At 72.1% G+C, this 20,709-nt stretch carries 19 protein-coding genes and 1 riboswitch; of the genes, 14 read left to right on the top strand and 5 right to left on the bottom strand.

Annotation, left to right across the window (positions count from 1 at the left end):
- Nucleotides 1–54: 54 nt before the first annotated feature.
- From dxs to AC3ET3_RS34800, 4 genes are all read left to right on the top strand, one after another.
- The gene (dxs, locus tag AC3ET3_RS34815) at nucleotides 55–2,052 is read left to right on the top strand and encodes a 1-deoxy-D-xylulose-5-phosphate synthase (RefSeq protein WP_432139942.1); all 1,998 of its coding nucleotides are present in this window, start codon (nucleotides 55–57) and stop codon (nucleotides 2,050–2,052) included.
- Nucleotides 2,049–3,434 carry an aspartate aminotransferase family protein gene (locus AC3ET3_RS34810; RefSeq protein WP_435613597.1) on the top strand — a complete coding sequence of 462 codons (1,386 nt, stop codon included), beginning with the start codon at nucleotides 2,049–2,051 and terminating at the stop codon, nucleotides 3,432–3,434. Before dxs ends, AC3ET3_RS34810 begins: the two co-directional genes overlap by 4 nt.
- 112 nt (nucleotides 3,435–3,546) lie before the next feature.
- On the top strand, nucleotides 3,547–4,170 hold the full coding sequence (locus AC3ET3_RS34805) for a helix-turn-helix domain-containing protein (RefSeq protein WP_432139940.1): 624 nt from the start codon (nucleotides 3,547–3,549) through the stop codon (nucleotides 4,168–4,170).
- Nucleotides 4,167–4,289 (top strand): DUF6126 family protein, encoded by a 123-nt coding sequence (locus tag AC3ET3_RS34800; protein ID WP_432139939.1) that lies wholly within the window; start codon nucleotides 4,167–4,169, stop codon nucleotides 4,287–4,289. Before AC3ET3_RS34805 ends, AC3ET3_RS34800 begins: the two co-directional genes overlap by 4 nt.
- 13 nt (nucleotides 4,290–4,302) lie before the next feature.
- Here AC3ET3_RS34800 and AC3ET3_RS34795 read toward each other — a convergent pair whose 3' ends face one another.
- Nucleotides 4,303–5,100 (bottom strand): tyrosine-protein phosphatase, encoded by a 798-nt coding sequence (locus AC3ET3_RS34795; protein WP_435613596.1) that lies wholly within the window; start codon nucleotides 5,098–5,100, stop codon nucleotides 4,303–4,305.
- A 757-nt stretch (nucleotides 5,101–5,857) separates the two neighbouring features.
- Nucleotides 5,858–6,020, top strand: a riboswitch (cyclic di-AMP (ydaO/yuaA leader).
- A gap of 4 nt (nucleotides 6,021–6,024) precedes the next feature.
- Between AC3ET3_RS34795 and AC3ET3_RS34790 the strand changes: the two genes are divergently transcribed.
- The 6 genes from AC3ET3_RS34790 to AC3ET3_RS34765 all read left to right on the top strand — a co-directional run bounded on the left by AC3ET3_RS34790 (nucleotide 6,025) and on the right by AC3ET3_RS34765 (nucleotide 12,542).
- Complete coding sequence (locus tag AC3ET3_RS34790; RefSeq protein WP_432139937.1) at nucleotides 6,025–7,017, top strand: M23 family metallopeptidase; 993 nt, start codon at nucleotides 6,025–6,027, stop codon at nucleotides 7,015–7,017.
- A 212-nt stretch (nucleotides 7,018–7,229) separates the two neighbouring features.
- Nucleotides 7,230–8,015, top strand: a complete 786-nt coding sequence (locus tag AC3ET3_RS34785; RefSeq protein WP_432139944.1) for an SGNH/GDSL hydrolase family protein — start codon at nucleotides 7,230–7,232, stop codon at nucleotides 8,013–8,015.
- Nucleotides 8,016–8,360: 345 nt separating this feature from the next.
- A complete protein-coding gene (locus tag AC3ET3_RS34780; RefSeq protein WP_432139936.1) occupies nucleotides 8,361–9,554 on the top strand; it encodes an MBL fold metallo-hydrolase in 1,194 nt (397 codons plus the stop codon).
- An 89-nt stretch (nucleotides 9,555–9,643) separates the two neighbouring features.
- Entirely contained in the window at nucleotides 9,644–9,769 is a 126-nt protein-coding gene (locus tag AC3ET3_RS34775) for a hypothetical protein (protein WP_432139935.1), read from the top strand.
- Nucleotides 9,770–10,356: 587 nt separating this feature from the next.
- Nucleotides 10,357–11,076 (top strand): polyprenyl diphosphate synthase, encoded by a 720-nt coding sequence (gene uppS / locus AC3ET3_RS34770; protein ID WP_432139943.1) that lies wholly within the window; start codon nucleotides 10,357–10,359, stop codon nucleotides 11,074–11,076.
- Entirely contained in the window at nucleotides 11,073–12,542 is a 1,470-nt protein-coding gene (locus AC3ET3_RS34765) for an oxygenase MpaB family protein (protein WP_432139934.1), read from the top strand. The genes uppS and AC3ET3_RS34765 overlap by 4 nt, the downstream gene beginning before the upstream one ends.
- A gap of 48 nt (nucleotides 12,543–12,590) precedes the next feature.
- On the opposite strand, the gene AC3ET3_RS34760 is transcribed toward AC3ET3_RS34765, so the two are convergent.
- The 4 genes from AC3ET3_RS34760 to AC3ET3_RS34745 form a co-directional block, all read right to left on the bottom strand.
- A complete protein-coding gene (locus AC3ET3_RS34760; RefSeq protein WP_432139933.1) occupies nucleotides 12,591–13,322 on the bottom strand; it encodes a siderophore-interacting protein in 732 nt (243 codons plus the stop codon).
- Between the two features lie 13 nt (nucleotides 13,323–13,335).
- A complete protein-coding gene (locus tag AC3ET3_RS34755) occupies nucleotides 13,336–14,067 on the bottom strand; it encodes a TetR/AcrR family transcriptional regulator (RefSeq protein ID WP_435613595.1) in 732 nt (243 codons plus the stop codon).
- A gap of 146 nt (nucleotides 14,068–14,213) precedes the next feature.
- Entirely contained in the window at nucleotides 14,214–14,693 is a 480-nt protein-coding gene (locus AC3ET3_RS34750; RefSeq protein ID WP_432139931.1) for a MaoC family dehydratase, read from the bottom strand.
- Nucleotides 14,694–14,776: 83 nt separating this feature from the next.
- The gene (locus AC3ET3_RS34745) at nucleotides 14,777–16,222 is read right to left on the bottom strand and encodes a class II 3-deoxy-7-phosphoheptulonate synthase (RefSeq protein WP_435613594.1); all 1,446 of its coding nucleotides are present in this window, start codon (nucleotides 16,220–16,222) and stop codon (nucleotides 14,777–14,779) included.
- Between the two features lie 267 nt (nucleotides 16,223–16,489).
- Between AC3ET3_RS34745 and AC3ET3_RS34740 the strand changes: the two genes are divergently transcribed.
- The 4 genes from AC3ET3_RS34740 to AC3ET3_RS34725 all read left to right on the top strand — a co-directional run bounded on the left by AC3ET3_RS34740 (nucleotide 16,490) and on the right by AC3ET3_RS34725 (nucleotide 20,600).
- A complete protein-coding gene (locus AC3ET3_RS34740) occupies nucleotides 16,490–18,082 on the top strand; it encodes a 4-hydroxyphenylacetate 3-hydroxylase family protein (protein WP_432139929.1) in 1,593 nt (530 codons plus the stop codon).
- Between the two features lie 95 nt (nucleotides 18,083–18,177).
- The gene (locus AC3ET3_RS34735; protein WP_488191848.1) at nucleotides 18,178–18,636 is read left to right on the top strand and encodes a flavin reductase family protein; all 459 of its coding nucleotides are present in this window, start codon (nucleotides 18,178–18,180) and stop codon (nucleotides 18,634–18,636) included.
- 44 nt (nucleotides 18,637–18,680) lie between these two features.
- A complete protein-coding gene (locus AC3ET3_RS34730; RefSeq protein ID WP_435613593.1) occupies nucleotides 18,681–19,928 on the top strand; it encodes an FAD-dependent monooxygenase in 1,248 nt (415 codons plus the stop codon).
- 36 nt (nucleotides 19,929–19,964) lie between these two features.
- On the top strand, nucleotides 19,965–20,600 hold the full coding sequence (locus AC3ET3_RS34725) for a gamma carbonic anhydrase family protein (protein ID WP_432139926.1): 636 nt from the start codon (nucleotides 19,965–19,967) through the stop codon (nucleotides 20,598–20,600).
- Nucleotides 20,601–20,709: the final 109 nt, after the last annotated feature.

The raw sequence follows: 20,709 nt of genomic DNA, 5'->3' as shown, positions 1-20,709 counted from the left end.
CGAAGTGAGCTGAGGAAGAGGCACGAAAGGCACGGACCGAGAGGGGGCCCGAGCGTGACCATTCTGGAGACCATCCGGGGACCACGCGACCTGAAGGCGCTTGCCGAGGCGGAACTGCGCGAACTGTCCGAGGAGATCAGGGAGTTCCTGGTCCACGCGGTGGCCAGGACCGGCGGTCACCTCGGGCCCAATCTGGGGGTGGTGGAACTGACCATCGCGCTCCACCGGGTCTTCGAGTCGCCGGTCGACCGGATCCTGTGGGACACCGGTCACCAGAGCTATGTGCACAAGCTGCTGACAGGGCGTCAGGATTTCTCCAAGCTGCGCGGCAAGGGCGGTCTGTCCGGCTACCCCTCCCGCGAGGAGTCCGTGCACGACGTCATCGAGAACAGCCACGCCTCCACCGCCCTCGGCTGGGCCGACGGTCTCGCCAAGGCCCGCCGGGTGCAGGGCGAGAAAGGCCACGTCGTCGCGGTCACCGGGGACGGTGCGCTCACCGGCGGCATGGCCTGGGAGGCGCTGAACAACATCGCGGCCGCCAAGGACCGGCCGCTGATCATCGTCGTCAACGACAACGAACGCTCCTACGCGCCCACGATAGGCGGCCTGGCCGACCACCTGGCGACCCTGCGCACCACCGACGGGTACGAGAAGGTCCTCGCCTGGGGAAAAGACGTGCTGCTGCGCACCCCCCTCGTCGGCGGCACGATCTACGAGTCCCTGCACGGAGCGAAGAAGGGCTTCAAGGACGCCTTCGCACCCCAGGGCATGTTCGAGGACCTCGGGCTGAAGTATGTCGGCCCCATCGACGGCCACGACGTCCTGGCCGTGGAGTCCGCGCTGCGCCGCGCCAAGCGATTCCACGGTCCGGTGCTCGTGCACTGCCTCACCGAGAAGGGCCGCGGCTACGAGCCCGCCCTCGCCCACGAGGAGGACCACTTCCACACCGTCGGCGCGATGGACCCGCTGACCTGCGAACCCCTCGCACCCGCCGGCGGACCGTCCTGGACCTCCGTGTTCGGCGAGGAGATGGTCCGGATCGGCGAGGAGCGCGAGGACGTGGTGGCGATCACCGCGGCGATGCTGCACCCGGTCGGCCTGGGCAAGTTCGCCGCGCGCTTCCCGGACCGGGTCTGGGACGTCGGCATTGCCGAGCAGCACGCCGCCGTCAGCGCCGCCGGACTGGCCACCGGCGGGCTCCACCCCGTGGTCGCCGTCTACGCCACCTTCCTCAACCGGGCCTTCGACCAGCTGCTGATGGACGTGGCCCTGCACCGCTGCGGGGTGACGTTCGTCCTGGACCGGGCCGGGGTGACCGGCACCGACGGACCCTCCCACAACGGCATGTGGGACCTGTCCGTGCTGCAGGTCGTGCCGGGCCTGAGGATCGCCGCTCCGCGTGACGCCGACCAGTTGCGGCTGCAGTTGCGGGAGGCGGTCGCCGTCGACGACGCGCCCACGCTGGTGCGCTTCCCCAAGGAGTCGGCGGGCCCGCCCGTGCCGGCCGTCGACCGCCTCGGCGGGATGGACGTCCTGCACCGCGCGGACCGTCCGGAGGTGCTGCTGGTCGCCGTCGGCGTCATGGCACCGGTCTGCCTCCGCGCCGCCGAACTGCTCCGGGTCCGCGGCATCGGCTGCACGGTCGTCGACCCGCGCTGGGTCAAGCCCGTCGACCCGGAGCTGCCCGTCCTCGCCGCCACGCACCGCCTGGTGGCGGTCGTGGAGGACAACAGCCGGGCGGCCGGTGTCGGCTCGGCCGTGGCACTCGCGCTCGGCGACGCGGACGTCGACGTACCGGTGCGCCGGTTCGGGATCCCGGAGCAGTTCCTCGCGCACGCCAAACGGAGCGAGGTGCTGGCCGACATCGGGCTCACGCCGGTGGAGATCGCCGGACGCATCAGCGCGAGCCTCGCGGTGCGGGACGCCGAGGAGGGGATCGGCGGTGCCGCGGAAGACCGCCCGCCGTCCGGGGCGCCGTCGGAGCGCGTCGCGCGGTTCCCCGCCGCACTGAAGGGCGTCGATGCCGACAGTTCTGTCAAGGAGCGGGAATGACCGGCGAGTTCGATCTGGGCGCGTTGCTGGCCGAGCGGAGCGGCGAGCGGTACGAGCTGCACGGCAGGTACCTCAACCACCAACTGCCGCGCATGCTGCACACCATCGGCTTCGACAAGGTGTACGAGCGGGCCGAGGGCGCCTACTTCTGGGACGCCGACGGTGACGACTACCTCGACATGCTCGCCGGGTTCGGGGTGATGGGGCTCGGCCGGCACCATCCGGTGGTGCGCAAGGCGCTGCACGACGTGCTGGACCTGAACCTCGCCGATCTCACCCGCTTCGACTGCCAGCCGCTGCCCGGGCTGCTCGCCGAGAAGCTGCTCGCCCACAGCCCGCACCTGGACCGGGTCTTCTTCGCCAACAGCGGCACGGAGGCGGTGGAGACGGCGCTGAAGTTCGCCCGATATGCCACCGGGAGGCCGAGGATCCTCTACTGCGACCACGCCTTCCACGGCCTGACCACCGGGTCGCTGTCCGTCAACGGCGAATCCGGCTTCCGGGACGGCTTCGCGCCCCTGCTGCCCGACACCGCCGTACCGCTCGGCGATCTCGACGCGCTGGCCGCCGAGGTGCGCAAGGGCGACGTCGCCGCGCTGATCGTGGAGCCGATCCAGGGCAAGGGCGTGCACGAGGCACCGCCCGGCTATCTGCGCGCCGCGCAGGAACTGCTCCACCGGCACAAGGCGCTGCTGATCGCCGACGAGGTGCAGACCGGGCTCGGCCGCACCGGCGACTTCTACGCCCACCAGCACGAGGAAGGGGTGGAGCCGGACCTGGTGTGCGTGGCCAAGGCCCTCTCCGGCGGCTACGTGCCGGTGGGCGCGACCCTCGGCAAGGACTGGATCTTCAAGAAGGTCTACTCGTCCATGGACCGCGTGCTGGTCCACTCGGCGAGCTTCGGCGCCAACGCGCAGGCCATGGCGGCGGGCCTCGCGGTGCTGACGGTGATGGAGGAGGAGCAGATCGTCGCCAAGGTCCGCGCCACCGGCGAGCTGTTGAAGTCCCGGCTCGCGGCCCTGACCGAGAAGTACGAACTGCTCGCCGACGTGCGTGGTCGGGGGCTGATGATCGGCATTGAGTTCGGCAGGCCCCGCTCCCTGAAGCTGCGCAGCCGCTGGGCGATGCTCCAGGCAGCCCGCAAGGGCCTGTTCGCGCAGATGGTCGTCGTACCGCTGCTGCAGCGGCACCGGATCCTCACCCAGGTCTCCGGCGACCATCTGGAGGTCATCAAACTGATTCCGCCGCTGGTCATCGGCGAGGAGGAGGTGGACCGGTTCGTCACCGCCTTCACCGAGGTGATGGACGACGCCCACAGCGGCGGTGGACTGATCTGGGACTTCGGCAGGACACTGATCAAGCAGGCGGTCGCCCAGCGCTGACCCGTCCGGGCCGCGCGCCGACGCCCGGCGGAGCGATGCCGGGGTCCCGCCACTCTTTTGCCTCTGAGGCAAGAAATTTGCCCCGCAGGCAAGGGTCCGGCTGAATGGAGCCATGAGTTCCTCCGAGACGGGGCTCCCGGACACATCCGGGGGCGCCCTGCCCGTCGTGGCGCCGCACCTGCGCGCCTTGCGCCGCCGCGCCGGCCTCACGCTGGAGGCCGCGGCGGGCGCCGCCGGACTGTCGCCCGCGCACCTGTCCCGGCTGGAGACCGGGCGGCGCCAGCCGTCGCTGCCGATGCTGCTGGCCCTGGCCCGCGTCTACGGCACGACCGTCTCGGAACTGCTCGGCGAGACGGTCGCCGACCGGGACGCCGTCGTACGCGCAGGCGACATGGAACCCACCGCCGCCGGAGGGTGGACGTACTGGCAGGCCGGCGCGCCCGGACGCGGCATGCAGGCCCTGCGGGTGCGGGTGCCGCACGGAACGCAGGGCGACATCGTGCGCGTGCACCCCGGCGAGGAGTGGTTGTACGTCCTCACGGGCCGCCTCCTGCTGCGTCTCGGGGACACCGCCCACCGGCTCGCGCCCGGAGACAGCGCGCACTTCGACTCCCTGACCCCGCACCGCATCGCCGCCCAGGACGCGGACGGTGTGGAGCTGCTGTTCGTCCACACCCTGCTGCAGAGTCCGACGGCCGCCCTGTGCCTCGGCCCCACCCATGGAGAGACGCCATGAGCGACCTGGAGGAGAAGTTCCCCCGGACCCTGTGGATCCGGCTGATCATCTACATCGCGGTGGGGCACCTCTTCGCCGCCTTCATCTGGCTGCTCTTCACGGTCGGCGCCGACGGGTGAGCGGGCCGGCGGCTCAGTCCAGCAGCCGCTCGCGCAGGCGCTCGCGCGTCTCGTCGGTGACACCGAGGCCGCGCTCCAGATAGGCGTCGACCCCGCCCCAGGTCTCCTCGATGGTCTCGAAGGCCGCCGTCAGGTACTCGGCGCGGGCGTCGAAGAGGGGCGAGAGCAGCTCCATGACCTCGGGCGAGTAGGCGCCCGCGGCGCTGCCGCTGCGGTGCACCTTGTAGCGGCGGTGCTTGGCGTTGGACTCCAGGTAGTCGGCGAGGATCGCCTCCCGCTCGACGTTCACCGCCAGCAGGGTGACGGCCACCGACAGCCCCGCGCGGTCCTTGCCCGCTGCACAGTGCATCAGCGCCGGGACGCTGTCCTGCGCCAGCGCGTGCAGCACCCGCGCGTGCTCGCCCGTACGCTCCTTGATGATCGTGCGGTACGACACGATCATCCGGTCGGCCGCCTTGCCGTCGCCCAGGATGCCGCGCAGTTGCTCGATGTCCCCGTCGCGGACCATCTTCCAGAACTCCGCGCCGTCGGCCGGGTCCGACAGCGGCAGGTTCACATTGCGCACGCCCGGCAGTTCGACGTCCGGGCCCTCCAGCTTCTGGTCCGCCGCGTTGCGGAAGTCGAAGACGGTGTGCAGACCCAGCTTGCCCAGGAACGCCGCGTCCTCGTCGGTCGCGTGCGCCAGGTGGCCGCTGCGGAACAGTACGCCGTGCCGCACCCGCCGACCGTCCGCGGTCGGCAGCCCGCCCACGTCACGGAAGTTGCGTACGCCTGCCAGTCGGTGCTCGGTCGACGGGATCTGCTGCGTCACGGGGGCTCCCTCCCTGTCGCTCCCGGTCGGCGCGGCTCACGGGTGGGCCGACGGGACGCTCTCGACCTTACGGCATCGCTCGCCTGGGGCAACGGGTTGTCCACAGGCGTGCGGAGGCGTCATGGCGGCGTCAGGAGTTGTCCACAGGCCGGTGCCCGAGCGCTCCGCCAGATCGCGGAAGACGGCCGGACGGCGCTGCTCTCGCGGTCCACGCGTGGTTACGCCCTGCGGCTGACCGGGGACGGTAAGTCGCTTCACTGGCTCCGGTCGCAGCGACACGGCGAACCCGCTCCGGCGGTCCGGCTGTGCGGGCCGCACTCCACGGCGTCGTGCGAATGCCGCGAAATGGGTGAAATGCGCCGAGAGGTGCTGTCGCGTCCCAGTCTGCGGACCGGGCTGCGGGTGACTTCGAAGTGGTGGTTGTCCTGCTGCGTCGCATCTGAGTGCTCTGTCCTAATTAACACTTTATAGCTTCTTTCGCTCCAACTCGTCGTGCAGGAGCGAAAGCTGGAGCCGCGTCACGTGAGCATCGTCATACCGGTGACCGAGTGTTGCGCGTCATGTCCACGTAATGCAGTTCTCTTTCAAGGTGATTCATCGGAATGGCCGTCGCTTTGTTGCACGCAGGGTGACGGGGAATTCCCTCCGGAACGCGAAGGAAAGGCACCGTCGGTGCAACCTCTGCTTGTTTCCGCACGTCGTGGTCGCTTACGTTCACCACCGATCCGGACGGACGCCTAATCCTGCCGCCGCCCGGAGCCCGCACCCACCCACCCGTGTACGGCAGGAGCGGGGGACCCACAGGTTTCACCGCCTGTTCCGGTTCCCGGAACGGCTAGGGGTAAAGCAGCGCCCTCGGCGCGGCCGGGCATCTCCAGCCCGCACCCGACAGCTCACCTCGCAGGCGCCGGAGAGGAATTCGCCATGCCCGCGAAGGGTAAGCACCGCCGTCCGAAGGCCCAGCGCCTCACCCGTTCCCTCGCCGTCGCCGGAACCGGCGGCGCGGCTCTCGCCCTTCCGCTGTTCGGCGCGACCGGCGCCCACGCGGCGACGAACGAGTCGGTCGCCTCGGTCGCCGAGAAGGCCGTCACGGCCGTGCCGGTCGCGCAGAAGGCCGCCGCCCAGCAGACCGCCGCCGAGAAGGGCGCGGAGAAGAAGGCCGCCGCGCGGATCTACACCGTCCGCTCCGGTGACTACCTTTCCAAGATCGCGAACGAGCAGCGGGTCAGCGGCGGCTGGCAGCGGCTCTACCGCGACAACCGCGAGGCCGTCGGCGACGACCCGTCGCTGATCCACCCCGGCCTGAAGCTGTCGATCGGCAAGAAGGCCGCGTCGACGGACGGCGCCGCGAAGAAGCCGGCGAAGACCGCCCCCAAGAAGGCGTCGAAGTCGTCGAAGACCACCGCCTCGAAGTCGTCGAAGAGCACCGCGTCGAAGTCCTCGAAGCCCTCCGAGTCGGCGGCGTCCGCCAAGGCGTCGACCACGACGCAGGCCGCCACGTCCGCCGGCGGGTTCTCCGCACCCGTCTCCGGCGCCACCGTCGGCACCGCGTACCGCACCGCCGGCAGCATGTGGTCCAGCGGCTACCACACCGGTGTCGACTTCGTCGTCCCGACCGGTACCTCCCTCAAGGCCGTCGGCGCGGGCACGGTCGTCTCCGCGGGCTGGGGCGGCGCGTACGGCAACCAGGTCGTCATCCGGCTCGCCGACGGCTATTACGCCCAGTACGCCCACCTCTCCTCGCTGTCCGTCTCGGCCGGGCAGTCGGTGAGCGCCGGCCAGCAGGTCGGCCTGTCGGGCGCGACCGGCAACGTGACCGGCCCGCACCTGCACTTCGAGATCCGCACCACGCCGAACTACGGCTCGGACATCGACCCCGTCGCCTACCTGCGCTCGCACGGCGTCTCCGTCGGCTGACCCCCGCTGCCGAAGGCCGGACCCCGATCCCCTGGGTCCGGCCTTCGGTGTACCCGGGGCCGGGTTCCGGCCTCGGTATTCCCCGCTTGACGAAGTATTGGGACGTGGCTTATCTCACCGTCCGTCAATCCCTGCCTACGGTCGCGTAGGTCACATTCCACGGTGAATCATGAACTGCTGTGGCAGACGATTCGAAGAGTGACAGCAGATCAGTGATCGGGTCGTACGTGGCGGTGGGGGACAGCTTCACCGAGGGCGTCGGCGACCCCGGCCCCGACGGAGCGTTCGTCGGCTGGGCCGACCGGCTCGCGGTGCTCCTCGCCGACCGGCGGCCCGAGGGCGACTTCCGCTACACCAACCTCGCCGTCCGCGGGAAACTGCTCGACCAGATCATGGCGGACCAGCTCCCGCGCGCCGTCGAACTGGCCCCGGACCTGGTGTCGTTCTGCGCGGGTGGAAACGACATCATCCGCCCCGGCACCGACCCCGACGAGGTCGCCGAGCGGTTCGAACGCGCCGTGGCGGCGCTGACCGGGACGGCAGGCAAGGTACTGGTGACCACCGGCTTCGACACCCGCGGCGTCCCGGTGCTCAAGCACCTGCGCGGCAAGATCGCGACCTACAACGGGCATGTGCGCGCCATCGCCGACCGGTACGGCTGTCCGGTGCTCGACCTGTGGTCGCTGAGGTCCGTGCAGGACCGCCGGGCCTGGGACGACGACCGGCTCCATCTGTCCCCCGAGGGCCACACGCGCGTGGCGCTGCGCGCCGGGCAGGCCCTCGGCCTGCGGGTGCCGGCCGACCCGGAGCAGCCCTGGCCCCCGCTGCCGCCGCGCGGCACCCTTGAGGTCCGCAAGGACGACGTCCAGTGGGCCCGCGAGTATCTGGTGCCGTGGATCGGGCGACGACTGCGCGGGGAGTCCTCCGGCGACCACGTGACCGCCAAGGGCGCGCTGTCGCCCGACGACATCAGGATGCGGATCGCCGCCGTCGCCTGACGGCGGCGATCCCGCCCGGGAGCGCCGCCGACCGGTGCCGCTCCCGGGCGCCGTCGGCGGCCGCTCCCGCCCGCGACCGGTCGCTCCCGCCCGCGACCGGTCAGCGCGGCTGTGACGTCCGTCCGCGCCGCCCGTCTCCCCGCGCGGCGCCGTGCACAGTGCGGTCCCCTCGACGCGTCCACGTCCCCTCGTCCCCGCGTGCGGGGACGCCCGCCGCGGTGCGTGAACCCCACGCTCGTCCGCGGTACCGCACCGGCGGTCTCCGGCCAGGGCGGGCGGCGCCCGACCCGCTTGTCGGACGGGCGGACCATAATGGAACGCCCGACGACTCCACCTGGAGGTACAGTGGCCGGTTTCCGTTCCCCGGGCCCCGGGCTCCGTGCGCTGCGGCCCGAGGGCTTCGGCGCGGACCCGAGCGGTGCGCGCATGGCGCGGATCCGCAGATCGCCCCACTTCAAGGACGGGGTCTTCCAGAACCCCGGCGGTCCGACCCGCACCCGCCCCTCCGGCTCGACGGGGGACTTCGCCAGGACGTTCTTCTTCGACAAGGAGGCCCGCGCCCGCCGTACCCCCACCGGCACCGTCCCGGTGCACGCCACCACGCTGGCCGACCTCGCCCGCCCGGCGGTCACCGGGCTTCGCCTGACGTGGATGGGCCACTCCAGCGTGCTCGCGGAGATCGACGGCCGGCGGGTGCTGTTCGACCCGGTCTGGGGGCAGCGCTGCTCCCCGTTCGCCTTCGCCGGGCCCAAGCGGCTGCACCCGGTCCCGCTGCCGCTGGCCGCGCTCGGCCCGGTCGACGTCGTCGTGATCTCCCACGACCACTACGACCACCTGGACCTGCCCACGATCAAGGCGCTGGCCGGCACCGACACCGTCTTCGCCGTTCCGCTCGGCGTCGGCGCCCACCTGGAGCGCTGGGGGGTCTCCGCCGACCGGCTGCGCGAGCTGGACTGGCACGAGGCCACGGAGGTCGCCGGGCTCACCCTCACCGCCACCCCGGCCCGCCACTTCTGCGGCCGCGGCCTGCGCAACACCCAGCACACGCTCTGGGCGTCCTGGGCCGTCGCCGGAGCCGAGCACCGCGTCTACCACAGCGGCGACACGGGCTTCTTCGACGGTTTCCGGGACATCGGCGCGGCCCATGGCCCGTTCGACGCCACGATGATCCAGCTGGGTGCGTACAGCGAGTTCTGGCCCGACATCCACATGACGCCCGAGGAGGCCGTGCGCGCGCATCTCGACCTCCAGGGCGGCCCGGCCGGAGTGCTGCTGCCGATCCACTGGGCCACGTTCAACCTGGCCCCGCACGCGTGGGCGGAGCCGGGGGAGTGGACCAAGGACGCGGCCGAGGCGGTGGGGCAGGCGGTGGCGTTCCCGCGGCCCGGTGAGCCGTTCGAGCCGGCGGGAAGGCTGCCGGTGGAGGCGTGGTGGCGGGCGGTGTCCGGTCCGATCGCCCGTCCGTGGCGCCGTCCCCGACGCGCTGAGGGCGCGGCCGAGACGAGCAGGGGTGATCTCGACCTCGCGGGCGAGCGGTGACGTGGTTGGGGGACGAGCCGGGGGAGACGGCCCGGATGCGGGGGGCGTCTCCCGGCCCCTGACTGCCGGCGACAGCTCGTGTGGCGATCGTGGCGGGCAGTGATCTCGGCTCCGGCTGGACCGGGGGGCCACACGAGCCGCACGGCTTCCTCGCGGTCGAGCGGACCGGCGGACAGCGCAACGAGGAGCGGGAGCCGGGAATCCGCTGTGTCTGACGGCCTTGAGGAAGAGGACGTGCTGCGGACACGGGTCGGGCGGCCGTCGCCGGAGGGCGTCCTCCCCGGCGGAGGGGCTGTCCAGCGAGCGGGGCTGTCCCATAGCCGGTGGTGACGGTGAGGGCCCGCCGGTGGTCATCGCGCGTGCGCGATGCGAACGCGCTGGGCTTCCCGGTACGCACCACGCCCCGGCCTCGCCTTGAACGCCGTCAAGCGCCGGCGGCCGCCGGCTCGGCCGCCCCGGCAACCGCGGAGAGAGCGGCGTCGCGCCCTGCGGGGGCATCAGCCGGGTGACGACGAGCCGCAGATCCGAACGTACGCCTCACGGGTGACAAGCCGTCATACGGCCGGTCCGGTCCCTGCCCCGCTGCCAGACTCTGGCAGAGGAGGCCCGGGCCGTGCATGCGTGAGCGCGGCGGGGAGGTGAGGGGGTGGGCGTGACCGACGACCGTGCGGCCGATTCCGCCGCTCCGGGTGAGACGGGGCCGGGCATGCGGGACCACGTCGTCCCCCGGGAACGCGTGGCGGAGGAGGAGCGGGAGGGCGGCGGCCGTGGGCTCGACGGGGAGCGGCAGGACGGTCGGCCGGTGCGTGCGCTGCCGCGTCATGTGGCCTGTGTGATGGACGGCAACGGCCGCTGGGCGCAGCGACGTTCGCTCCCTCGCACGGACGGGCACCGGGCTGCTGAGACCACCGTCATCGACATCATCGAGGCAGCCCGTGCCGCCGGTGTCCAGTGGCTCAGCCTGTATGCCTTCTCCACCGAGAACTGGAAGCGTCCTGGGCCCGAGGTCGAGTTCCTGATGCGTCTGGTGCGCCGGGTCGTGCGCAAGCACGCGCCGTTGCTGCTGGCCCGTGGCGTCCGCTGCCGCTTCCTCGGGGTCGCCGATCCGCGTATTCCGCGCGCGCTGGCCCGGGACTTCGAGGATCTGACGACGTTGACCGCCGAGAACCGGGGGATGACGCTGACCGTCGCCTTCGACCACGGGGGGCGTCGGGACATCGTCGAGGCCGCGAAGTCGCTGATCCGCGCCGGGACGCCCGCCGACGAGGTGACCGAGCGGCTCTTCGCGGAGCACCTGCCGTTCCCCGACACCCCCGATGTGGACCTGGTCATCCGCACCTCCGGCGAGCAGCGCATCTCCAATTTCATGCTCTGGCACGTCGCCTACGCCGAGTGGGTCTTCCCCGAGGTGCTCTGGCCGGACTTCCGCGCCCCCGACTTCCGAGCCTGCCTGCAGACCTACCGGCGCCGCGACCGCCGCTTCGGCGGCGTGCCGCCCCGGACCCACGGAGACCCCTCATGACGACCGTCACCACGGATGCGGCCGACCGGACTCCCCTGTTCGGCCCGGATTCACAGTTCGGCGCCTTCTTCGACGACCCGCGCTGGGCGCTGGCCCTGATCCGCGCGACGGTGCTGGAAGCCGCTCACCCGCAGATCGGCGCTGCCCTCGTAGACAACTCCACCTTCGTGGCCCATCCCTGGCGCCGGCTGCGCAACACCTTCTTCAGCATGCGCCGCATGTTCGGCACCGACCCGGTGGTGCGCCAACGCGAAGCAGCGCGGCTCAACCGATTGCACGCCCGGATGAGCGGTTCCGATTCCCGCGGCCGCGCCTACGACGCGATGGACCGGGCGACCCGGGCCTGGGTGGTCGCCACCCTCTTCGAGAGCGCGGTCACGATGTGCCGGCTGAGCGGCCAGCCGCTCGACCAGGACACGATGGAGCGGATGTACGCCGAGTACCGCACGTTCCTCGCCGCGCTCGACGGCGACGCCGCCGAGCTTCCCGAGGACCTGAACGACTTCTGGCGGTACTTCGACGGCGTCGTCGAGAACCAGTTGGAGAACACCGAGGCGGCCCGCGTCATCCTCTACCGGCTCTTCGATCACCTGCCCGCTCCGGCGCTGTTCGACGGCGCGCCGACGCTGTGGGCGGCCGGCCGGGCAGTCGTCGGTCCGCTCCTCGGCGCGATCACCGTCGCGTCGCTTCCCGAGCCGTACCGGCGCCGGGCCGGGCTGCCGGAGGTGCCCGGCGCGGCGCTCCTCATGCAGGGCGCCTATCTCACCGCCGGACTGGCCCGCTTCCTGCCACAGGGCTGGCTCAACGCCGAGAGCATCATCGAGACGCTCTCCCTCTCACCCGGCGGCGACGACCCCCGCGCCCGGGCCATGACCGCTCTTGGTTCCCGTATGAAGCGCGCATCGGCTCTCCTCCGGCTGCTCACGCCGCTGAGTGAGGACCTTCCCCCCGACGCGGATGCGGCACCTTCGGCGGACCCGGGAGGCAGTCGGCGTTCGGCTGCGGAGTTCTTCCGCAAGGTGTTGGACCAGACCGGGGACGGCTACCTCGACTGGCCCGACCTCGCCGCCATGGCACGCGAGCTGGCCACCCGACTCGATCTGGACGAACCCGAGGAGACTCGGCTCTACGACGCCTTCGCCGCCTGGTGGCGCGAACTCCAGGCCGCCCTCGACACGGACGGTGACGGTCGCGTCAGCGCCGACGAGTACGGCAGTGCCGTCGCTTCCCTCGCGGGCCCCGCGCTCATCCGCGTCGCCGAGGTCCTCTTCGACGCCACCGACAAGGACGGCAACGGAACCGTCGACGCGGACGAGTACCGGGCGCTCTTCCGTACCGCCTTCCACCGCGACCTGACCACGACCCACGGAACCTACGGCCGCAGCGCCTTCGTGGGCGACTTCCTCTCCTTCATGTCAGGGCGTCGCCCGGGCACCCCGTACGACCCCCTCCTGGCCGACGCCTGACGCATCGGCGCCCGAACCGACGGCAAGACCGGACCTGACGAAGCGTTGTTAGTCCGAGGCCAGGGGATCGCGGTGGTCCGCCTCGTCCCGCTTCCAGTAGCCCTTCGCGTAGGCGCGCCCGCGGTCCAGGCCGAGGGTTTCCGTGAAGTGGCGGCGGATGTCCCTGACGGCGCCGGACTCCCCCGCGGCCCACGCGGCGACGCGCTCGGGCGGCACGGCGGCCTCGAGGACGGCGTCGCGCAGTGCCTCGCCCTTGGCCCGGCCCGCGCCCCGGTGCACCCACACGAGGTCCAGGCCGGCCGGGAGGCTCACCGCGATCTCCGCCTCGGGGCCCGCCACCTCCAGGTAGACGGCGCCCCGCATGCCGGGTGGCAGGTTCTCGGCGATGGTGAGGACCGCGGGCTGGGCGCTCTCGTCGCCCGCCAGGAGGTAGAAGCCGGTGTCGGGAGCGGGGCGGAAGGACCCCTTGGGGCCGCCGAAGGAGACCTCCTCGCCCTTGCGGGCGGTCTCGGCCCAGCGCGCGGCCGGACCGTTGCCGTGCAGCACCACGTCGATGTCGACGCGGGGTCCGGCGGGGGAGTGGTGGCGCACCGTGTAGGCGCGGCCGGCCGTCCGACCGTCGAGGGGATCGGTCACGAACAGCTTCACCCACTGCGTCGGTTCGTCGCAGTGGAAGGCGGACATGCCGGGCCCTCCCAGGGTGATGCGGGCCATGCGCGGGGCGATCAGGGAGACCGCTTCCACTGTGGCGGTGTAGCGGGCGCGACGGGTGCGGAACATGGGGAACAGTCCTTCAGAGGGAGGGGGCGGCCGACGAGACCTCGGGTCGGCGGGCCAGGACGGTGGCGGTCAGGCGCTCGACGAACCGCGGGTCCAGCGGCTGGCCCGTCGTGAAGGCCCGGTGGAAGGCGGGACCGACGAGCAGGTCGAGGAGCTGGTCCGTCTCGTTCCGGCTCACCGCGGCGCGGGGGAGGGAGGCCAGGGCCTGCCGGACGCGGGCACGGTCGTACTGCCGCTGCCGGTCCAGCACCTGGTCGCGCAGGACCTCGGCGGTCGTCGGGTCGTGCAGGGCGTGGCCGATGAGCACGAACAGGACGTGGCCGGTGGGGGACTGGGTGAAGACCCGGCTCAGGTGCGTCGCATGCTGCTCCAGGGCGGCCTGCGCGGAGTCCGGTAGCTCCGGCCAGGACGCCTTGTCGTGCAGGTCCTCCTCCAGGACGTCGAGGAGGATGGCCACCTTCGACCGCCACCACCGGTAGATGGTCTGCTTGGCCACTCCCGCTCGTTCGGCGATCGCGCTCACCGTCATCGCGTGGAAGCCGACGTCCATCAGCAGGTCGTCGGCGGCCCGCAGGACCGCGACCCGGGCGGCCTCGCTGCGCCGCGGACCACTCCTGGGGCGCGCCGCGGGCGCGTCGGCCGACTGCCGGTTGTCGTGTGGGGCGTTGATGGCGAGTCCTCCTCGTCGCGCCGCGGGGCCCGTCCCGGCACGGTCGGCGAGGACCGGCCGGGAAGATCGACGCATTTAGACTAGACGCAACGGTGCGTATGGTCAAAGGGTGGGAATCCGCCTGTGCGGTGAGGACTTGTGCCCCGTCTCCCCCCGGATCGGGGGAGGTCCGAGGGGAAACGGGAGTCGGGGGCAGAGGGAGGGCATGGGCGTGCGGCGCGTCAGCGGTGTGCGCCCGCGACCTCGTGCCGGGTGCCACTGGACTCCGCGCGGCCGAACAGCAGCCGCGTCCGCATCCGGTACACCGGCTCGCCCCGCTGGTTGTCCGCCTCGACGACGAAACGGACCGTGCCCGTGTCCGGGCGCCGGGGATGGGGCGCGGCCTCCTCCACGGTGGCCCGTCCGCGCAGCTCGTCACCGGGGCGCACCGGGCGCAGGAACCGGACCTCGTCCATGCCGTAGGAGCCCTGGCAGGCGGAGTCCACGAGCAGCGCGCGGACGAACTGCCCCATGACCACGGCACCGGTGTGCCAGCCGCTGGCCACCAGGCCGCCGAAGGGGGAGCGGGCCGCAGCCTCGGGATCCAGGTGGAAGGGCATCGGGTCCCAGGCGCGCGCGTAGTCCATGATGTCCTCGCTCGTGAGCCGCGTGGCCCCCAGCTCATGGGTGCCGCCGACGCGGAAGTGCTCGAAGTGCCGCACGGTGAGTGCTCCTTCGTCTCGGGTGTCTCGGATGTCTCAGGGGCTCGGGCGTCTCGGGGCCCGGCAGCGGCCGGGCCGGGGAGTCAGCCGAGGGACGCCGCGTACACCGGCACGCTCGCGGCACGGACGGGGACGGGCTCGGCGCGGGGGCGGCCGAGGCGGCGCTTCTCCGCGCTGAACCACTCGGCGACCCGGAACGCCAGGTCCATCGACTGCCCCCGGTTGAGGCGCGGGTCGCACGCCGTCTCGTACCGCAGGTGCAGATCACCGGAGAGGACCGCGTTGCTCCCTCCCACGCACTCGGTGACGTCCTCGCCGGTGAGCTCCACGTGCACCCCGCCGGGATGCGTGCCCAGCGCCCGGTGCACCTCGAAGAAGCCCGTGATCTCGTCCAGGACGTCCTCGAAACGCCGGCTCTTGTGGCCGCTCGGCGCGGTGAAGGTGTTGCCGTGCATCGGGTCGCACACCCACACCACCCGGGCGCCCTCCGAGCGCACCGCCTCCACCAGCGCAGGCAGCCGGTCGCGCACCCGGCCCCGCCCCATCCGCGCGATGAACGTCAGCCGGCCCGGGGTGCGCCGCGGGTCCAGCCGGTCCACCAGGGACAGCACGTCGTCGACGGCGGCGTCGGGCCCCAGCTTGACGCCGAGGGGATTACTGACGCCGGCGGCGAACGCGACGTGCGCGCCGTCGAGTTGGCGGGTGCGCTCGCCGATCCACAGCAGGTGTCCGGACAGCGCGTACCGCCGCCCCGTGTCGGGATCCGTGCGCACCAGGGTGGACTCGTAGTCGAGGAGCAGCGCCTCGTGGCTGGCGAACACCTCCGTGGTGCGCAGGGTCGAGGTGCTCATGCCGCAGGCCCGGATGAACGCGAGCGCCGCGTCGATCTCGTCCGCCAGCCGCTCGTAGCGGCGTTCCGCGGCGGACAGGGCCACGAAGTCACGGTTCCACTCGTGCACCCGGTGCAGGTCCGCGTGCCCGCCGGCGGTGAAGGCGCGCAGCAGGTTGAGCGTCGCGGCGGACGCGTGGTAGACGCGCTCCAGCCGGGCCGGGTCGGGGGTGCGGGCCTCGGCCGTGAACTCCAGCCCGTTGACGGCGTCGCCCCGGTACGAGGGCAGCGTCACTCCGTCGCGGGTCTCGGTGGGCTGCGAACGGGGCTTGGCGTACTGGCCGGCGATCCGGCCGACCTTCACCACCGGGACACCGGCCGCGTACGTCAGAACGGCGGCCATCTGGAGAAGGACCTCCAGCTTGTTGCGGACCGACTCCGCGCTCACCGAGTCCAGGGTCTCCGCGCAGTCGCCGCCCTGCAGCAGGAACGCCTGGCCCAGGGCCACCTCTCCGAGACGGTCGAGCAGGGTGTCGCACTCCCTGCCGAACACCAGGGGAGGCGCGGTGGACAGGGCCGACAAGGTCGTCCGCAGAGCCGCCGGATCGGGCCAGTCGGGCTGTTGCGCCGCGGGCAGCGCCCGCCACGCTTCGGCAGCGGGCTCGGACAGTGCATTCTCGTCCTTCTCCAGTGATTCCACGCTGAAAACCTCAACGCCTTCTGTTCCGAGGGCACGGCACGGGCTTGCGGTGGGCGCAGCCTGTCACGCGTCCACCGGGCGCCGGCAGTGGGTCGTTGTGGCTAGAAGGGCGGATCTACTACCCGCGTACTAGCCCCAGCGGCCGACTGTCGGGGCCGGTCGCACTCCTGGAGCATTTCGGCAGGCGCACACCGCCGTCGGCACTCGGCGGCGGGCGCGGTCCGCCGCCGCACTTCTCCACGCCACCGGCTCGAAAGGTGATTCCGCATGAGCAGCACCGCCAGCCCGTCCGGGTCCGTGTCCCGCCCGCAGACCGGGGACGAGTACCTCGAGAGCCTCCGGGACGGCCGGGACGTGAGGATCTACGGCGAGAAGGTGCGGGACGTCACGAGCCACGCGGCCTTCCGCAACAACTCCCGCATGGTCGCCCGGCTCTTCGACGCGCTCCACGATCCCGAGCGCAACAGCAGGCTGGTCGTCCCCACCGACACCGGGAACGGCGGTTTCACGCACCCCTACTTCAAGGCCCCGTACACCTCCGGCGACCTGCGCGCCGCCGCACGGGCCATGACGGAGTGGGCGCGCATGACGTACGGCTGGCTGGGCCGCACGCCGGACTTCAAGGCCGCGTTCCTGTCCACCCTTGGGTCGAACAAGGAGCACTACGCGCCGTTCGAGGACAACGCGTCCGCGTGGTACCGCAAGGCGCAGGAGAACGTGCTGTTCATCGGCCACGGCATCGTCAACCCGCCGATCGACCGCAACCGGGGGCTGACCGAGCTCAAGGACGTGATGCTGACGGTGGACCGGGAGACCGACGCCGGCCTCGTGGTGTCCGGCGCCAAGGTGGTCGGCACCGGCGCGGCGCTCACGCAGCACATCTTCATCGGCAGCTACGGAGTCATCCCGAAGGGCGCCAAGGAGTTCTCCGCGTACTTCATCGTGCCGACCGACAGCCCCGGCCTGAAGATCATCTCCCGGCCGTCGTACGAGTTCGCCTCGGCCACCGTCAGCAGCCCCTTCGACCAGCCGCTCAGCAGCCGCCTGGACGAGAACGACGGCATCCTCGTCTTCGACGAGGTGCTGATCCCGTGGGAGAACGTCTTCTGCTACGACGTGGACAAGGCGAACAACTTCTTCTACGGGTCCGGCTTCTTCTACCGCGCCATGTTCCACGCCTGCGTCCGCTTCGCCGTGAAGATGGACTTCCTGACCGGTCTTCTCGCCAAGTGCCTGGAGACCACGGGCACCTCGGAGTTCCGCGGCGTGCAGAGCCGGCTCGGTGAGGTCCTCGCCTACCGCAACATGTTCTGGGCCCTGGTCGACTCCATGGCCGAGAACCCCACCAAGTGGCCCGACGGCACCGTCACCCCCAACGGCGAGACCGCGCTGGCCTTCCGCGTCCTGTCCTCGTCGGTCTTCCCGAAGGTGCGCGAGATCTTCCTGCGGGACCTGGGCAGCGCGCTGATCTACAACAACTCCCACGCCGCCGACTGGTCGAACCCCGAGGTCCGGCCCTACCTGGACAAGTACGTCCGCGGGCTGGGCGTGGAGGCGATCGACCGCGTGAAGCTGATGAAGCTGGCCTGGGACGCGGTCGGCACCGAGTTCGGGGCCCGCTGGGAGCTGTACGAGATGAACTACGCCGGCAACCACGAGCAGATCCGCTTCGAGGCCCTCCACGCCCAGCAGGCCTCCGGCAAGTTCGACGACTACAAGCAGCTCGTCGACCAGTGCCTGTCGGAGTACGACGAGAACGGCTGGAAGGTCCCGGACCTCATCAACCCCGAGGACACCACCGTCGTCGGCGCCGGCACACCCGACACCGGGGCGACCGCCCCCGTCGAGGCCGCGCGGTGACCAGCCGTACCCCCGCCCGGGGCGGACCCGCCGCCCCGCCCGGGGTCCCTGTCCTGCCGGACAAGGCCCATCTCAGGCGCGTTCTCGGACAGTTCGTGACCGGTGTGTGCGCGGTGTCCACCCGCTTCGAGACCCGCTCCGGAGTACGCCACGACGCCATCGCGGTGAACTCGTTCACCTCGGTCTCCCTCGACCCGCCGCTCGTGTCGATGTACCTGCGCGACGACTCGACCTTCCTGCGGCGCGTGCGGACGTCCGGCCAGTGGGCCGTGTCGTTCCTCGGCCACCGGGCGCGCTCCCTGGTCGGCGTCCTCACCACGCCCGCGGCGCAGCGCCCGCCGGTGGAGCAGGCCGCCGACTGGGCCGTCGGGCCGCACACCGGCTGCCTGGTCCTGCCGGACGGGCCCGGAACGCTCGAATGCGCCCTGCACCTCACCCAGACGCTCGGCGACCACGTCCTCGTCGTCGGACGGGTCCTGGGCGCCGTCGGCCGCGACCACGAGCCCCTGGTCTTCCACCGCGGCACCTTCACCGAGGTCGCACCGGCGACGTGAGCACACGCCGGCGACCCCCAGCAGCGAACAGGAGAGGAGACGCCATGGCCGGGAAACGCCCGTACGTGGCCGTGGTGGGCGGCGGTATCGGCGGCCTGGCCGTCGCGCTCGGACTGCGGCGGCAGGGCGTCGAGGTGGTCGTCCACGAACAGGCGCGGCAACTGGCCCACCTGGGAGCGGGGATCGCCATCGGCGCGAACGGACACCGGGCACTGCGGGAACTGGGCGTCGCCGAGCGGCTGGCCGCAGCGGCCGCCCAGCCCGTACGCGCCGACTTCCGGCACTGGCGCACCGGCCGGTCCATGGTGTCGCACCGCTTCACCGGCATGTACGAGGAACGCTTCGGCGCCCCCTTCTGGACCGTGGAACGGGCGGCCGTCCAGCAGGCCCTGCTCGCCGAACTGGGCACGGACCACGTCCGCCTCGGCGCGCGCTGCACCGGTGTGGAGGAGACGGCCGGCGGCGCGGTGATCCGCTTCCAGGACGGCAGCGAGGCGGAGGCCGACGCGGTCGTCGGGGCGGACGGCATCCACTCCGCGGTCCGCCACAGCCTCTTCGGTCCCGACGAGGCGGTGTTCTCGGGGACCAGCGGGTACCGCGCCCTGGTCCCCATGGACCGGCTGCGGCACCTTCCCGAACTCGCCGAGCCGGTCCTGTGGCTGTGGCTCGGACCGGGCCGGCACTTCATCGCCTACCCGGTGGCCGACGGCAGCGCGCTGAACTTCCTGGCGGTCGTGCCCGACCGCACCTGGACCGTCGAGTCCTGGTCCACGGAGGGCGACGCCGCGGAACTGCTGGCCGCCTTCGACGGCTGGCACCCGTTCGTCACCGGGGTCCTCGGAGCCTGCGAACGCCCGGGCCGCTGGGCGCTGTACGACCGGGAACCGCAGCGCGTCTGGAGCTCCGGCCACGCGACGCTGCTGGGCGACGCCGCGCACGCGATGCTGCCGCACCACGGACAGGGAGCCAACCAGGCCCTGGAGGACGCGGTGGTCCTCGCCCACCTCCTGGCGGGGACGGACGCCGGTGGTGTGCCCTCGGCCCTGCGCGCCTACGAGCGCCTTCGCCGACCGCGCACCCGGCTGCTGCAGGCAGGCTCCCGCAAGAACGCCGGCTGCTTCCAACTGCCCGACGGGCCGGAGGCCGAGGCCCGCAACGCCCGCCTGGCCGGCCTGCCCGACGACCTCGCCTGGATCCACGGGCACGACCCCCTCGGCTCCCTGCGCCCGGCCGCGGCACCGGCCCGAAACCCGGCCGCGCCCGCGGCGCCCGCGGCGCCCGCGGCGACCTGACCGGCCCGACGACCATCGACGAACGGTGAGAGACACATGGCAAGGATCTACTCCTTCGAAGGGAACGTCCCCGTCGTGCATCCCACGGCGTTCGTGCACCCCGACGCCGTACTGATCGGATCGGTTGACATCGGACCCGGGTGCTATGTCGGTCCCCTCGCCAGCCTGCGGGGCGACTTCGGGCACATCGCGCTCCGGGCGGGCTCCAACGTCCAGGACGGCTGTGTCCTGCACTGCTTCCCCGGCGCCGACACGGTCGTGGAGGAGGACGGGCACGTCGGCCACGGGAGTGTGCTGCACGGCTGCCGGGTGGGCCGGGACAGCCTGATCGGCATGAAGTCCGTGCTGATGGACGGGGTCGTCGTGGGGGAGCAGGCCTTCGTCGGCGCCGGCAGCTTCGTCAAATCCCGCTTCCAGGTGCCGGAGCGGCACCTGGTCGCCGGCAGCCCGGCCAAGGTGGTGCGCGAGCTGACCGCCGACGAGATCGCCTGGAAGGGCAACGGGACGGCCCAGTACCAGAAGCTGGCCCAGCGCTGCCTCACCGGGCTGCACCCGGCGCAGGCCGTCACCGAACGCGCCGCCGCCCCCGCCCCCGCCCGGCCCGGCGAGCCCGAGCACGTCACCTTGCACGCGTACCGGCGGTCGACCCGCCCCAGCGGTGGCGGGAGTTGAGGCAGGCGCGGCGCGGCTGATGGAGGAAGTCACCACGACGTAGGGGGGGGGGGGGGGGGGGGGGGGGGAGGAGGGGGGGGGGGGAGGGGGGGGGGGGGGGGGGGGGGGG

The organism is Streptomyces sp. bgisy159, assembly GCF_057707805.1.
The sequence above is the reverse complement of the archived record's forward strand: the minus strand, read 5'-3'. Positions and strand labels throughout refer to the sequence as shown.

Coding starts and splice junctions, on each gene's coding strand:
- AC3ET3_RS34755 (WP_435613595.1), bottom strand. CDS start 14,067: ATGCGTCGATCTTCCCGGCCGGTCCTCGCCGACCGTGCCGGGACGGGC.
- AC3ET3_RS34725 (WP_432139926.1), top strand. CDS start 19,965: ATGGCAAGGATCTACTCCTTCGAAGGGAACGTCCCCGTCGTGCATCCC.
- AC3ET3_RS34765 (WP_432139934.1), top strand. CDS start 11,073: ATGACGACCGTCACCACGGATGCGGCCGACCGGACTCCCCTGTTCGGC.
- AC3ET3_RS34805 (WP_432139940.1), top strand. CDS start 3,547: ATGAGTTCCTCCGAGACGGGGCTCCCGGACACATCCGGGGGCGCCCTG.
- AC3ET3_RS34810 (WP_435613597.1), top strand. CDS start 2,049: ATGACCGGCGAGTTCGATCTGGGCGCGTTGCTGGCCGAGCGGAGCGGC.
- AC3ET3_RS34800 (WP_432139939.1), top strand. CDS start 4,167: ATGAGCGACCTGGAGGAGAAGTTCCCCCGGACCCTGTGGATCCGGCTG.
- AC3ET3_RS34790 (WP_432139937.1), top strand. CDS start 6,025: ATGCCCGCGAAGGGTAAGCACCGCCGTCCGAAGGCCCAGCGCCTCACC.
- AC3ET3_RS34730 (WP_435613593.1), top strand. CDS start 18,681: ATGGCCGGGAAACGCCCGTACGTGGCCGTGGTGGGCGGCGGTATCGGC.
- AC3ET3_RS34740 (WP_432139929.1), top strand. CDS start 16,490: ATGAGCAGCACCGCCAGCCCGTCCGGGTCCGTGTCCCGCCCGCAGACC.
- AC3ET3_RS34760 (WP_432139933.1), bottom strand. CDS start 13,322: ATGTTCCGCACCCGTCGCGCCCGCTACACCGCCACAGTGGAAGCGGTC.